This window comes from Natronosalvus vescus (assembly GCF_023973145.1).
GTDB classification, from domain to species: Archaea; Halobacteriota; Halobacteria; order Halobacteriales; family Natrialbaceae; genus Natronosalvus; species Natronosalvus vescus.
The window spans coordinates 2,295,485-2,308,916 of record NZ_CP099546.1; the positions used below are offsets into that span (position 1 = coordinate 2,295,485).

Genomic DNA, 13,432 nt, shown 5'->3' on the forward strand with positions numbered 1-13,432 from the left:
AACTTAAAAGACGGACGTATCCAGCCACGACGTTGTTATCGTGGCCTCCCAACGGACGACCGATGGATCCGCTCCCCCCATCGTTCGAACTGCTCATCTACGTCGTCTTGACCGGAATCGCAATTACTGGAATACTCTTACACGTTCACCTCTGGCGAATCGATCCGCGTCGACAGGCCTGATCGAGCCGCATTGTCCCCGCTGGCGTCAACGTACACGAACGCGACCCGGTCACCCCTTCGCTACCTTTTTGCCGACGCTGTGGGTACGACCTGTCATGCAAACCGTGCGCGCGCCGGCGACGAGCGCGAACCTCGGCAGTGGCTTCGACGTCTTCGGACTCGCACTCGAGTCACCCGCCGACGTCGTCCGCGTCGAGCGCGCCGCGGAGACGACGATCACCGTCACGGGGGTCGGCAGCACCTACATTCCGGAGGATCCGAAGTCGAACACCGTCGGCGCGGTCGCCGACGCGCTCGACGCCCCGGCTCGCATCCACATCGATAAGGGCGTGCGTCCGTCCTCGGGACTGGGATCTTCGGCGGCCAGCGCTGCCGGTGCGGCAGTCGCGCTGAACGCGCTCTACGACCTGGAATACACGCGGGAGGAACTCGTCTCGGTGGCTGCAGAGGGCGAAGCGCTCGTTTCGGGGGTCGCTCACGCCGACAACGTCGCCCCGTCGCTGCTTGGGGGATTCACGATCGTCACCGACGAGGGAATCACCCAGGTCGACGCCTCGCTCTCGCTCGTCGCCTGTCTTCCCGAAATAGTCGTCTCGACGCGTGACGCTCGCGGTGTCGTCCCGTCGTCGGTATCGCTCGCGGACGTCACCGAAACCGTGGGGAACGCGGCCACGCTCGCGGTCGGCATGGCTCGCGACGACCCGGCGCTCGTCGGACAGGGGATGGACGATCCGATCGTCACGCCCCGGCGGGCCGACCTGATCGACGGCTACGACGGCGTTCGGACGGCCGCCCTCGAGACTGGCGCGACGGGCGTCACGGTCAGCGGTGCCGGCCCGGCCGTCCTCGCCGTGTGCCGGGCGGACGACCGCCGAGCGGTCGCCGGCGCGATGATCGACGCCTTCGACGAGGCGGACGTCGAGAGCCGAGCGTACCAGACGCGCATTGGTTCGGGAGCGATTCTGTACGAGTAGGTGGGTGCCAGCAACAGAGAGCGAACACACAGGGGGCCGAACGGACGTGAGCACGAACAGGGGCGGAACGAATATGAGTACGAAACTCGACGCCGGACTCGCCCTGGGCGTCCTCGGCAGCTTCGTCCTGGTCGCGATCGCCGTCGACGCCCCGCTCTCGAGTCCGTTTCTCGTGCTGGGCGGGATCGGTACTGTCGTCTTCGAATTCGTCTCGTATTTCCGTCACGAGGCGATTCGCACCCGCTGGAAGCGGCCCGAGGTACAATTCGCGTCGGTGCTCGGTGCGATCGTCCTCGCCATCGTTGGCGGCTTCTTCGCCCCGTCGATCGTCCTCTCAGTCGGCATCGGTGCGCTGGTGACGTACCTCGTCCTGCTCGGGGTGCTGTCGTAGTCGCTCGAGTGACCGAATAGGCGACTCGAGTCCAGGTGATGCGTCTCGTCGCGTTCCGGAGTTTGCCCGTGACAACGGAGTCTGCCCGTGACAACGAAGTCCGCCCATGACAGTGACCAACGTATATCATGGCTCGCCGCATATGTCTCTCCTATGAAGTTCGTCATCGTTGGCTACGGCCGCGTGGGCTCGCGAACCGCCCGGATCCTCTCGACGGAGGGCCACGACGTTACCATCGTCGACAACGATCCTGATCGACTCGAGCGGGCCACAGGCGACGGGCTCGAAGCTGGCGTCCTGGGGGGTGGTGACGACGAGGATGTCCTGCTCGAGGCCGGAATCGACACCGCCGACGCCATCGGCGCGTTGACACCCGACCTAAACGTGAACTTCGCGGCGTGTATGGTCGGGAACCACCACGGCTGTCGAACCGTTCTCCGGATCGACGAGGACTACCGCGAGGACATCTACGAGAAGTACGCCAGCGACGTCGACGAGATCATCTACCCCGAGCGTCTCGGCGCGGCGGGCGCGAAGACGGCGCTACTCGGCGGGGACTTCAACGTCGTCGCCGAGCTCGCACAGAACCTGCAGTTGACCGTCCTCGAGATTACGGAGGGTTCGCCGGCGGTCGGCAAACGGATGAGCGAACTCGACCTGCCCGACAGCGCACGCATTTACGCACACGGTCGTGCCTCGGAATCGCTGACGATCCCGCTTCCGGGAACGGAACTCGCCGACGGTGATGCCGTCGCCGTCATCTCCGAAACGAGCGCGATCGACGGTGTGCGTACCGCGCTGCAGGCACACCACTGACCGAACGATTCTCGAGGGATGGAGTCGGTACTCGAGGTCGACTCCGAGGGGGTACGTGTGGGCGCGCACCGGGGAAGGATGGGAACTGATACCGTCAGATCGGGGTGCGCGCCTCGTCGTATTCATTCGCTCACATCATCATAAAACTCAGTCAGACGGCCGTGTGACGGAAGTCTGACGGCTCGAGTCTTCCGGCTCCGATCAGGGTGCCTCCTCGACCCGAAAGACGAGCACGTTCTGATGGACCATCGACGGCACGAACGAGAACGGGTAGCCGTAGACGTGAAGATCCTTGCCGGGATCGTACCAGATCAGGTTCGCGACGAGCGTCATCGGTGCTGCGCTTTCGATCGCTCGAGCGAGGTCGGCCGCGAGGAACTCGTAGGACTGCTCGCGGTACATATCGCCGATGAAGACGACGGCGTATCGACCGGGTTTGACCGTCCGCACAAACCGCTGAAAAGCGTCGCCCATGGTCTCGAGCCAGTCGGCTTTCGAGCTTGAGCCCCCACCATCGTCTCCGCTCTGGCCCTCGCATTTACCTTCCCCGTCTCCACCGTCGGTTCCATCGAACGCACCCAGTTTGCTCTCGCGGGTCGCTCGCCGGTTCCGCGTCTGCTCGCGCTCGTCCATGTCCCAGTAGGGCACGTCGGTCAACAGCAGGTCGACCGAGTCGTCGGGGAGGTCTTCGATCAACTCCCGACAGTCGCCCTCGCGTACGTCCTGGCCCGCCAGCGGCGTCTCGTCGCGTGCGCTGCGCTCCGCATTCTCGCGCTCGAGGGCCGTCTCGTACACCTCGATCCATCGCGGGTTGCGTTCGAAGCCGATAGCCTCTCGCTGACCGGTTCCCTCGTGTTCACAGAGACTCGCGCCGAGGAGCGTCCCGCCGACGCCGGCGTACGGATCGAGGACGGTTTCGCCGGCCTTGCTGAACCGTCCGATGAGTTCAGCACAGAGCCGCGGCGGCTTCTGTCCGCCGTGTTCGCTCCGAAGCTCGTGCTGGAGGTCGGGCGGATAATTCTCCGGGATCACCGACTTCGTCGCGAACTTCCACTCCCGCCCGGTCAGGTCGTTGAGGCGATTGCGCTCGTCGTAGATCCCCCGTCCCTCGAGGTACGTCTGGTGATCGGAGAGTGCCTCGGTGTTGACGATGTCGCCGTCTTCGATGGGGAGTGACTCCTCGCGGGCCCGGTCAGCGTCGAACGTGCCTTCGTCGTCGGTGAACAGGCGGCTCTGGCGGTGATCGCTCCCCGCGCTGTCGCCTTCGGCGTCCGCCCCTCCGTCGTCGGCCATACCTCGAGTGCTCACCGGTCGGTGATAAACGCTTTCGCTCTCGACCGTGTGTTTGAACTCCCTCTCCCGTTCGCAGTGGCCGTGGTGGTGACATCGGTGTTAGCGCGAGCCTTTGTACGCTCAGTCCCTTCATCCGTCCATGAACATGCTCGTCGACGGCGAGTGGCGAACCGACGCGTTCGAGACGACGAACGAGGAAGGGTCGTTCGAACGCCAGACGACACCCTTCCGGGATCAGGTTCGCAACGAGCCTGATGCCCGCTTTCAGCCCGAGGCCGGTCGGTACCACCTCTACGTCTCGTATGCCTGCCCGTGGGCGCACCGAACGCTGGTCGTTCGTGCCCTCCGGGGGCTCGAGGATGCCATCTCCGTGTCGGTCGTCGATCCCTACCGGGGCGAGGACGGCTGGCAGTTCACGCCCGAGAAGGAGGGGTGTACCGTCGATCACGTCCACGACGCAGACTACCTCCGGGAGCTGTACGTGCGCGCCGATCCGGACGCGACCTGTCGTGTGACGGTGCCCGTGCTCTGGGACACGAAGGAGGACACCATCGTCAACAACGAGTCGGCCGAGATCATTCGCCTGTTGGACACCGCGTTCGACGACCTGGCGACGCGGGACGTCGACCTCTACCCCGAGGGCTACCGGGAGGAAGTCGACCGGATCATCGAGTCGATCTACGAACCGATCAACAACGGCGTCTACCGGGCGGGCTTCGCGACGAATCAGGAGCCGTACGACGAGGCGGTGACCGAACTGTTCGACGCGCTCGCTCACTGGGACGACGTGCTGGCCGACCAGCGCTACCTCGCGGGTGATCGCCTGACAGAAGCGGACGTCTGTCTGTTCACGACGCTCGTTCGGTTCGACCAGGTGTACCATACTCACTTCATGTGCAACGTGCAGTTCATTCGGGAGTTCGACCACCTCTGGCCGTACCTTCGCGACCTCTACCAGACGTCGGGGGTCGCCGAGACGGTCGAAATGGGACACATCAAAGAACACTACTACACGACCCACCCCGACGTGAACCCACACCGGATCGTCGCCCAGGGGCCGGATCTCGACTTCGAGGCGTCACACGACCGGGGCGAATTACCGGGGGAGCCGCCGATCTCGAGTGCGGCGGCGGACGACTAACCGATCCGACTCCTTATCCGTCGTCCTCGAACTCGAGGGCGGCCGAGTTGATACAGTAGCGCTGGCCCGTCGGCTGGGGGCCGTCCTCGAAGACGTGGCCGAGGTGGCCCCCGCAGGTGGCACACAGGACTTCGGTTCGGTGCATGCCGTGGCTCGTGTCGGTGCGGGTCTCGATCACGTCGTCGTCGACGTCGTAGAAACTCGGCCAGCCACAGCCGGAGTGGTATTTCGTATCTGACTCGAAGAGGGTGGCCCCACAGCCGGCACAGGAGTAACTGCCGTCTTCCTCGTGATCGACGTATTCGCCCGAAAACGGCTGTTCGGTGCCGGCTTCGCGCAGGATCCGGTACTCCTCATCGCTCAGTCGCTCGCGCCACTCGTCGTCGGTCGTCGGGACGCGCTCGTGCTCGCTTTCGCTCTCGGTGTCGGTCTCGTTGCTCATCGAACGAATCTAGGGCGGTCGCTCTCAAGAGTCTGTCTCCGTTGGCGATCCACTCGAGCGGGGTATAATCGTACCGTCCTGTCGATCACCGGCCGGTGATGACGTTCGTGCTCTCACAGGATGGACACTGGGTCATCCGTCCGAGGCCGGGTACCTCGAGGCGAATCCACTCGTCGTCCCCACCGGGGGCTTCGAAGCCACAGTTCAGACAACGAGACTGCTGCGGTGTCGGTGATTCGAGCGCCATAGCCGATTCTATGCTATTCACTACCATATGGATTTTCGTTAGCAATGATGACTCTCAATCGCCGTGATCGATCTCCGTCGTCGTCGAAACGTACCCGCTGTGAAGATCTTCCACACTCGGGCAACCATTATCCGTCGTCGGCCAGCACCTCTCCTCCATGCACACGTGTTATTTCGACCTCGATGGCACCCTCGTCGAATTCGACGTGCCGTACGCGACCCTCTACGACACGGCGCTCGAGCGACTCGGCGTCGAGCCTGCTGGTGCGTCGACCTTCAGCGAGCGATTCTTCGAGGTGTTCGGGACGGTCGATGATCCTTACGCGGCCGCCATCGAGGCGACCGCGGTCGAGGTGGAGCCGGCGGCGTTTAGCGACTCTATCGTCGAGACCGAGATCGAACACACTGAACCGATCACCGGGGCAAAAGAGATCCTCGAGGCGCTTTCCGAGGAGTACCGGCTCGGCGTGCTGACGAACGGCCTCGGTCACGTCCAGCGGGCGAAACTCGAGGCCGTTGGGCTCGACCCGTGGGTTGAGACGATCGTCGTCGCCGACGAGGTCGACGCCTGGAAACCCGAGCCGGCGATCTATCGCGTTGCCGAGGAGCGATTACCGGCCGACTCGCACACGTTCGTCGCGGACGACCTCGAGCGGGACGTGGTGCCGGCGATCGAATGCGGGTGGCGAGGTGTGTACGTCGGTGCGACCGACGGCGATTCGACACAGGCTACCGTACTTTCCATCGAGAAGCTCGAGGAGTGCCTCGAGATACTGTAACTGGAACCAGAACTCGAGCGCGTCCCGTCTCAGTGTCCACTTCTTACTCGAGCGCGTCCGATTCCACGATCGTGTTCCGCAACGTGCCGACGCCCTTGTAAGTGATCTCGACGGTGTCGCCCGGTTCGACCAGTCCCGGGTTCGCCGGACTGCCGAAGGCGATCACGTCGCCGGGCCGGAGCGTGAATCGCTCGGAGAGGAAGGAAACGATCTCGAACGGGTCGAACAGCATCAGTTCGGTGGTCGCCTCCTGGCGGTGCTCGCCCGCGACGTCGGTCCACATCTCGAGGCTCGTCGGATCGACGTCGGTCTCGATCCACGGGCCGAGCGGGCCGGAGCCGTCGAACGCCTTTCGCGCGGTTCGCCCCTGCTGGTCGAGCGCGTCGAGGTCGTTCATGACGGTGTACCCACGAACGACCGAGGGGACGTCCGCGGGCTCGAGGTCTCGACAGCGGCTGTCGATGACCGCCGCCAGTTCGCCCGCGTAGGTCAGCTCGTCACTGAAGGTGGGGTAGGGAATCGACTGCTCGTGACCAGCCAATGAAGCCGGCGGCTTGATGAAAAAGTCCGGCTCCTCGGGCCGTTCGTAGTCCATCTGCTCGAGCGTTTCGGCGTAGTTGCGCCCGACGCAGTACAGCGCGGTCGGTTCACACGGCGGGAGCAGATCGCCGTCACGGCCGACGGCGTACGCGCCGTCGTCGGCGTGGACGACGCCGTCATCGTACCGGCCGGAAACGGGCCCCTCGGGTGTCGCGAGTCTCGCGAGTCGCATGGCCGTACTCTCGACTCGAGTGGATTAGCCCTGTCGTTCGCCCCCGTTTCGTGTCAGACCCTCTCTATCACAGTCTATTTCCGTCCCGTCGCCGTACCCCCACTCCATGGCAGTCGAGGACGAATCCGGCGACGGCGGTGGCCCTGACGACTCCCTCGAGGCGCTCGACGGACGCCAACGCACATTCGAGACTCCCACCGGGCCGCCCCTCGAGGAGTACGCCGCATTGGCCGAGGCGCTGGAGGAGGCCGTCAGCGGCGAGGTCGCCTTCGACGAATATACGCAACTGCTGTACGCCACCGACGGCAGCATCTACCAGGCGAGACCGGCGGGCGTGGTACATCCACGCGACGTTGCGGACGTGCAGGCGACGATGGAGACCACGGCCGAGTTCGACGTTCCGGTGCTCCCGCGCGGTGCTGGCTCGTCGCTCGCCGGTCAGGCCGTCGGCCCCGGTTGCGTCGTGCTCGATTTCACGACCCACATGGACGCCGTGCGCGAGGTCGATCCCGACGAGCGTCGCGCCGTCGTCCAGCCCGGCGTCGTCCAGGATCACCTCGATTCACACCTCGCGCCGCACGGGCTCAAGTTCGCCCCCGATCCAGCCTCCTCGAACCGGGCGACGGTCGGCGGCGGCATCGGCAACAACTCGACGGGCGCTCACTCGGTTCGCTACGGCATCACCGATGCCTACGTCGAGGCGTGCGAGGTCGTTCTGGCCGACGGCTCGCTCATCCGGGCGCGGGAGGTCGTCCTCGACAGTTCAGAGTGGGACGAGATCGTCGGAAAAGACGATCGTGAAGCACACCTCTATCGAACCGTTCGCGGCCTCGTCGAGGAGTATCAGGAGGAGATCGAGGCACGCTACCCCGACCTCAAGCGGTCGGTGAGCGGCTACAACCTCCAGAAGGTGATCTACGAGACCGACGACGGCGAACGCGCGATCAACCTCTCGAAACTGCTCGTCGGCGCCGAGGGGACTCTGGGGATCGTCGTCGAAGCCACCCTCTCGCTCGTGACCGTCCCCGAGGAGACCGCCCTCGCCGTCTACTGTTTCGACGACCTGATCGAAGCGCTCGCGGCCGTTCCGACCGCCCTCGAACACGACGTCAGCGGCGTCGAACTGATGGACGACGAGGTGTTCCGCCTCGCCCGTGACTCAGATGGCTACGCCGAATACGCCGAAGCGATTCCCGAGGGAACCGCCGCGGCGCTCATGCTCGAGTTCGATTCTGAACTCGTCGACGACTTCGAGGCGGCCGTCGCCGAGACGACCGAACGGCTCCTCGAAGACGGCGATGCGTTCACCGTGCTCGAGGCCTACGCCGACGACGAGCAGGCCGACCTCTGGAAGCTCAGGAAAGCAGCGATCCCGCTGTTGATGAGCATGGAGGGCGATCCGAAACCGTACCCGTTCATCGAGGACGCCTCCGTGCCACCGGCGGAACTCGCGGAGTACGTCCGCCGGTTCGAGGAGATTCTGCTCGAGCACGGCACCTCGGCGGCGTACTTCGCCCACGCCGGTGCCGGCACCCTCCACATCCGGCCGATTCTGAACCTCAAGGACGGGGACGGCATCGAGACGATGCACGCGATCACTGACGACGTAACCGACCTCGTCCTCGAGCACGGCGGCGCGTTCTCGGGCGAACACGGCGACGGGATGGCTCGAACGGAGTTCTCACCCAAGATGTACGGCGACGAACTGTGGGGCGCGTTCAAGGAACTCAAGACGGCGTTCGATCCCGAGTGGCGTCTCCACCCCGGCAACGTCGTCTACCGCGACGGGCCGGACGACCCGGGCCCGGACACGGAGCGCGGCGTCGGTGCGGACATGCGCGAGAACCTCCGGTACGGCGCGGCCTATCAATCACTCGAGCCCCGAACGTCACTCTCGTTCGCCGACGAGGGCGGCTTTTCGCACCTGGTCGAACTCTGTAACGGCTGTGGCACCTGCCGACAGACCGATTCGGACGTGATGTGTCCGACCTACCGGGCGTCGAAGGAGGAGATCCAGACGACGCGCGGACGAGCCAACCTGCTCCGGGCGGCGATTTCGGGCGAACTGCCCCCGGAGGAGCTGTACACCGAACAGTTCCAGTCGGCGGTACTCGACCTCTGTATCGGCTGTAAGGGCTGCTCGAGCGACTGCCCGACCGGGGTCGACCTGGCGAAGCTCAAAGCGGAGGTCAAACACCAGTACCACGAGCGCGAGGGAACGAGCCGTCGAACCAGACTATTCGCCGACGTCGACCGCTTTGCGGCACTCGGGAGCACGTTCGCCCCGGTTTCGAACTGGCTGCCGTCGATCCCGGGCGCCCGAACCGCGATGGAACGCACGCTCGGCATCGCCCGCGAGCGCGACCTGCCGACCTTCACCCGAGAGACGCTCCACGACTGGGTCGACGCCCGGGGTGGCCCCGCCGTCCCCGAAGCCGACGCGGACGCGGCCGTGGTTCTCTTTCCGGACACGTTCACGACCTACTGCGACCCGGCTCCCGGGAAGGCCGCGATCCGGCTCCTCGAGGCAGCGGACGTCCACGTTCGCGTGCCGACCGATTTCGAGGCGAGCGGGCGCGCGGCGTACTCGATGGGGTTGCTCGACGATGCGGCCGCAGCGGCGGCTCACAACGTCCGTGCGCTCGCCCCGTACGTCGATCGGGGCTGGTCGGTCGTCTTCGTCGAGCCCTCGGACGCGGTGATGTTCCAGGACGAGTACCTGGATCTGCTGGGCGGTGATGGGAGTGGGAGCCACGCCCGCGAGGAGACGAGCGTCGAGCCCGGATCCCTCGAGGCGGTCTCGAACGCCTCGTTCGGTGTCTGCGAGTACGTCGACCGAACCCGGCTCGACGAGCGCCTGTCGTTCGACGCCCCCGACCGATCGCTCACCTACCACGGTCACTGCAACCAGAAGGCGCAGGGCACCGACCACCACGCCGTCGGCGTCCTCCGGCGCGCCGGCTACGCCGTCCACCCGCTGGACTCGAGTTGCTGCGGGATGGCCGGCTCCTTCGGCTACGAGGCCGAACACTTCGACCTCTCGCGGGCGATCGGCGCGATCCTCTTCGACCAGGTCGACGACAGCGACGGTGACCTGGTGACCGCCCCCGGAACCTCCTGTCGGAGTCAACTCGGCGACCGGGACGGGGCGAGAAAGCCGCCGCATCCGGTCGAACTGCTCGAGGCGGCGCTGGTGGAGTAGTTGCGTCGTCGAAAGTGCTTCGTCTCCGCCGATTGCTACCCGTGACCCGGATAATCCCGCTCGAATCGATCCTCGAGTTCGCCGTACTCGAACCGGACGATCACGGGTCGGCCGTGGGGACAGGCGTAGGGGTTCTCGCAGTCGTCGAGCGCTGACAGCAGGTCGACGACCGACCCCTCCGTCAGCGACGTGTTGCCGGTGATCGAGGGATAACACGCTAGATCGCCCAGGAACTCGTCGGCCAGCGCGTCGACGGTCTCGGCTCCAGCATCGACGTCGCCCTCGAGGAACGACGCGAGGACGTCCCGGAGCTGTGCCGGCTCGAGGGTCTTCTCGAGGACGGCGGGGACGGTGGTAACGGCCACCCTTCGGTCGTCGACCCGGTCGGCGTAGAAGCCGAGGTGTTCAAGCGCCTCCCGATAGCTCTCGAACGCTTCGGCCTCGACGGCGGTCAACTCGAGTTCGACGGGCGCGGCCAGCGCCTGGGCCGTCGGATCGTCGGCGAAGGCGTTCTGGAGACGCTCGTAGTTGACCCGTTCGTCGGCGGCGTGCTGGTCGATAAGGACGAGGCCGTCGGGGGATTCACAGACGATATAGGTTTCTTTGAGCTGGCCGAGTACCCGTAGCGGCGGGAGCGAGTCGTACCTCCCCGCCCGTTCGCTCGTCGTGGTGTCGCCCTCGAGCGTCCGCTGTTCGGTCGGTGCGGTGATCGATGGCTGGTGATCTGTAGTGGCGTCCGCGGCGTCGAACCCGGAGGCCGAGTGGTTGCGGGTCGGCTTGCACGACCGTTGGGGGGAGGAAGACTGGTCGGATGGCCCTCGGTCTCGAGTCTCGTACGAGTCGTCGGGATCCGTCCTCGAGGTGTCGGTCTCGAGACCCGTTCGTGCGACCTCGCCACCCCCGTTCGCGGAGGTGGTGCTCTCGTCGTCTACGTTCGAGGCCTGGTGGCTCGTGGCCGATTCCCCTTCGGTCTCGGTGTGGGAAGTCGTTCGAGTCCCGTGCGTATCTATGGATCCGTCTCGAGTCCGCTGGCTCTCACCACCTTCGTCTCGATCCCGTTCCGGTGCCGACTTCCGCGCTCGAGGGTCATCGTCCCGCCCGCGATCCGGCTCGACCGTCGCCTCCTCCGGTGCCGACCGTCCGCGGGGGGCTCGAGACCGGAGCAACCCGTGCTCGAGCAGCGCGTTCTGGACGGCCGACTCGACCGCCCGGCGAACGGCGTCGTCGTCGTCGAACCGCACCTCCCGTTTTCGGGGGTGGACGTTCACGTCGACGGTGTCGGCGGGCACCTCGAGAAAGAGGACGACGAACGGGTAGCGTTCGCCGCCGAGTTGGCCGTCGTACGCGCCCATGATCCCCTCGCGGATCGCCTCGGAAGTGACCGCCCGCCCGTTGACGTAGGTGGCGAGGTACTCCCGACTCGAGCGGTTGGTCTCGGGGTGGGAGACGGTGCCGGAGACGGTCTCGAGCGGCCCGGCGGGGAGGTCTTCGGCGGTGGCCTCGACGTCGATCATCGCTTCGGCGACCTCGCGGCCGTACACGGCGAGGATCGCCGCCTGTAGGTCTCCCTGGCCGGTCGTCGCGAACACCTCTCGGCCGTCGTGTGTTAGCGAGACCGCCACGTCCGGATTGGCAAGCGCGTACCGGGTGACGATCCGGTTGACGTGGGCGAATTCGGTCGCTTTCGTCTTGAGGAATTTCCGGCGGGCGGGCGTGTTGTAAAACAGCTCCTCGACCGCAACGCTGGTTCCCTCCGGACAGCCCGTCGGGGCGACGGAGACGACCTCGCCGCCCTCGTAGACGAGTTCGGTGCCGGTCGCCGACTCGTCGCCTCGAGGCCGCGTCCGGATCGTCAGCTTCGACACCGAGCCGATGGTGTGTAACGCCTCGCCCCGAAAGCCAAGCGTCGAGACGCCGGCCTCGAGGTCGTCGAGATCGGTGATCTTGCTCGTCGTGTGCTGGCGGACGGCGCGTCGAACGTCGGCCTCGGTCATCCCGCGGCCGTCGTCGCGAACCCGGATCGTGTCCGTCCCGCCGGCATCGATGGCGACGTCGATCCGGGAGGCGTCTGCGTCCAGGCTGTTCTCGAGGAGTTCCTTGACTGCGCTGGCCGGTCGCTCGACGACCTCCCCGGCGGCGATGCGGGCGACGGTGTCCTCGTCGAGTTGCCGGATCGACGACCGGTCGTCGGGTGGGGTATCGGCCATGGCTCAGGCCTCGAGGAGCGCGTCGGTGCGTTCGGCGATCGCTGCCTCACCGGTCTCGGGAACCGTGACGAGCGGCGGGCGCACCGCGTCGGTCGGAATCATCCCGCGGTGGGCGAGACCGGTTTTGGTTCCCGGGGCGAACCCGTGCGTTCGAACCGCGTCGAACAGCGCCGAGATGGCCCCCTGGAGCTCGTTTCCGCGCTCGGTGGCGGCGGTCTCGAACGCTTCGGCGTACACGCTGGGTGCCACGTTCGAGAGCGCGTTGATTCCACCGTCGGCCCCCATCCGGAGCGAGGGGACGAGCAGCGTGTCGAATCCCTGGAGACAGTAAAACGAGTCGGGCGTTCGCCGCATCGCGTCCAGGAAGTACTCGAAGTCGCCGCTCGAGTCCTTGAACCCGACGACTGCCTCGTGGTCGGCGACCCGTTCGAGCGTCTCGAGGGCGATCGGTTGACCCGTACACGACGGGATGTTGTAGAGGACGAGCGGGAGCGGCGACTCGTCGGCCACCCGTTCGAAGAACTGCTGGTTACCGGCTGGATCGGTCGCGGTGTGGAAGTACGGCGGGACGACCGCCGCCGCGTCAGCCCCGAGGGCTGCGGCGGTCTCCACGAAGGCGAGCGTCTCGGCGACGTTCGTCGCTGCGGCCCCGGCGAGTACCGGCACCTCGCCGTCGACGCGATCGACCGTCAGTTCCACGACGCGGCGTCGCTCCTCGGGCGCGAGGCTCGCGAACTCGCCGGTCGTGCCGCAGGGAAAGAGCCCGTCGATGCCGCCCTCGAGGAGCGCGTCGACGAGACTCTCGAGCGCACCCTCGTCGATCGTCCCCGCATCGTCGAACGGCGTCGCGATCGGGCACGTGATTCCCTCGAGCGTCTGTCTGAAGGTCATGTACTGTTTGTTTCTCAGCGAGTCCAAAAGGGTATCGACGGGCTCCTCGACTCGCCTCGTCCGATCACCGCTTCGGTTCTCGATGAACCACTCGAG

12 protein-coding genes are annotated in these 13,432 nt (G+C 65.9%); 6 read left to right on the forward strand and 6 right to left on the reverse strand.

The window, feature by feature from the left end:
- The first annotated feature begins 277 nt into the window (after positions 1–277).
- The 3 genes from NGM68_RS10945 (at position 278) to NGM68_RS10955 (ending at position 2,363) form a co-directional block, all read left to right on the forward strand.
- The gene (locus NGM68_RS10945) at positions 278–1,156 is read left to right on the forward strand and encodes a homoserine kinase (protein ID WP_252698165.1); all 879 of its coding nucleotides are present in this window, start codon (positions 278–280) and stop codon (positions 1,154–1,156) included.
- Positions 1,157–1,229: 73 nt separating this feature from the next.
- Entirely contained in the window at positions 1,230–1,547 is a 318-nt protein-coding gene (locus tag NGM68_RS10950; RefSeq protein WP_252698166.1) for a hypothetical protein, read from the forward strand.
- A 153-nt stretch (positions 1,548–1,700) separates the two neighbouring features.
- The gene (locus NGM68_RS10955) at positions 1,701–2,363 is read left to right on the forward strand and encodes a potassium channel family protein (protein ID WP_252698167.1); all 663 of its coding nucleotides are present in this window, start codon (positions 1,701–1,703) and stop codon (positions 2,361–2,363) included.
- Between the two features lie 201 nt (positions 2,364–2,564).
- Here NGM68_RS10955 and NGM68_RS10960 read toward each other — a convergent pair whose 3' ends face one another.
- Positions 2,565–3,656, reverse strand: a complete 1,092-nt coding sequence (locus tag NGM68_RS10960; RefSeq protein ID WP_252698168.1) for a class I SAM-dependent methyltransferase — start codon at positions 3,654–3,656, stop codon at positions 2,565–2,567.
- Between the two features lie 139 nt (positions 3,657–3,795).
- On the opposite strand from NGM68_RS10960, the gene NGM68_RS10965 reads away from it, so the two are divergent.
- Positions 3,796–4,797, forward strand: a complete 1,002-nt coding sequence (locus NGM68_RS10965; RefSeq protein ID WP_252698169.1) for a glutathione S-transferase family protein — start codon at positions 3,796–3,798, stop codon at positions 4,795–4,797.
- 13 nt (positions 4,798–4,810) lie between these two features.
- Here NGM68_RS10965 and msrB read toward each other — a convergent pair whose 3' ends face one another.
- On the reverse strand, positions 4,811–5,239 hold the full coding sequence (gene msrB / locus NGM68_RS10970) for a peptide-methionine (R)-S-oxide reductase MsrB (protein ID WP_252698170.1): 429 nt from the start codon (positions 5,237–5,239) through the stop codon (positions 4,811–4,813).
- Between the two features lie 85 nt (positions 5,240–5,324).
- Positions 5,325–5,486 carry a hypothetical protein gene (locus NGM68_RS10975; protein WP_252698171.1) on the reverse strand — a complete coding sequence of 54 codons (162 nt, stop codon included), beginning with the start codon at positions 5,484–5,486 and terminating at the stop codon, positions 5,325–5,327.
- Between the two features lie 157 nt (positions 5,487–5,643).
- On the opposite strand from NGM68_RS10975, the gene NGM68_RS10980 reads away from it, so the two are divergent.
- On the forward strand, positions 5,644–6,264 hold the full coding sequence (locus tag NGM68_RS10980; protein ID WP_252698172.1) for an HAD family hydrolase: 621 nt from the start codon (positions 5,644–5,646) through the stop codon (positions 6,262–6,264).
- A gap of 43 nt (positions 6,265–6,307) precedes the next feature.
- On the opposite strand, the gene NGM68_RS10985 is transcribed toward NGM68_RS10980, so the two are convergent.
- Positions 6,308–7,036 carry a fumarylacetoacetate hydrolase family protein gene (locus NGM68_RS10985; protein WP_252698173.1) on the reverse strand — a complete coding sequence of 243 codons (729 nt, stop codon included), beginning with the start codon at positions 7,034–7,036 and terminating at the stop codon, positions 6,308–6,310.
- 106 nt (positions 7,037–7,142) lie between these two features.
- Between NGM68_RS10985 and NGM68_RS10990 the strand changes: the two genes are divergently transcribed.
- Positions 7,143–10,238 carry an FAD-binding and (Fe-S)-binding domain-containing protein gene (locus NGM68_RS10990; protein ID WP_252698174.1) on the forward strand — a complete coding sequence of 1,032 codons (3,096 nt, stop codon included), beginning with the start codon at positions 7,143–7,145 and terminating at the stop codon, positions 10,236–10,238.
- Positions 10,239–10,273: 35 nt separating this feature from the next.
- On the opposite strand, the gene mutL is transcribed toward NGM68_RS10990, so the two are convergent.
- Both mutL and NGM68_RS11000 read right to left on the reverse strand, forming a co-directional pair.
- A complete protein-coding gene (mutL, locus tag NGM68_RS10995; RefSeq protein WP_252698175.1) occupies positions 10,274–12,445 on the reverse strand; it encodes a DNA mismatch repair endonuclease MutL in 2,172 nt (723 codons plus the stop codon).
- A 3-nt stretch (positions 12,446–12,448) separates the two neighbouring features.
- Positions 12,449–13,336 (reverse strand): dihydrodipicolinate synthase family protein, encoded by an 888-nt coding sequence (locus NGM68_RS11000; protein WP_252698176.1) that lies wholly within the window; start codon positions 13,334–13,336, stop codon positions 12,449–12,451.
- Positions 13,337–13,432: the final 96 nt, after the last annotated feature.

Coding starts and splice junctions, on each gene's coding strand:
- NGM68_RS10955 (WP_252698167.1), top strand. CDS start 1,701: ATGAAGTTCGTCATCGTTGGCTACGGCCGCGTGGGCTCGCGAACCGCC.
- NGM68_RS10985 (WP_252698173.1), bottom strand. CDS start 7,036: ATGCGACTCGCGAGACTCGCGACACCCGAGGGGCCCGTTTCCGGCCGG.
- NGM68_RS10980 (WP_252698172.1), top strand. CDS start 5,644: ATGCACACGTGTTATTTCGACCTCGATGGCACCCTCGTCGAATTCGAC.
- mutL (WP_252698175.1), bottom strand. CDS start 12,445: ATGGCCGATACCCCACCCGACGACCGGTCGTCGATCCGGCAACTCGAC.
- NGM68_RS10960 (WP_252698168.1), bottom strand. CDS start 3,656: ATGGCCGACGACGGAGGGGCGGACGCCGAAGGCGACAGCGCGGGGAGC.
- NGM68_RS10975 (WP_252698171.1), bottom strand. CDS start 5,486: ATGGCGCTCGAATCACCGACACCGCAGCAGTCTCGTTGTCTGAACTGT.
- msrB (WP_252698170.1), bottom strand. CDS start 5,239: ATGAGCAACGAGACCGACACCGAGAGCGAAAGCGAGCACGAGCGCGTC.
- NGM68_RS10965 (WP_252698169.1), top strand. CDS start 3,796: ATGAACATGCTCGTCGACGGCGAGTGGCGAACCGACGCGTTCGAGACG.
- NGM68_RS10950 (WP_252698166.1), top strand. CDS start 1,230: ATGAGTACGAAACTCGACGCCGGACTCGCCCTGGGCGTCCTCGGCAGC.
- NGM68_RS10990 (WP_252698174.1), top strand. CDS start 7,143: ATGGCAGTCGAGGACGAATCCGGCGACGGCGGTGGCCCTGACGACTCC.
- NGM68_RS11000 (WP_252698176.1), bottom strand. CDS start 13,336: ATGACCTTCAGACAGACGCTCGAGGGAATCACGTGCCCGATCGCGACG.
- NGM68_RS10945 (WP_252698165.1), top strand. CDS start 278: ATGCAAACCGTGCGCGCGCCGGCGACGAGCGCGAACCTCGGCAGTGGC.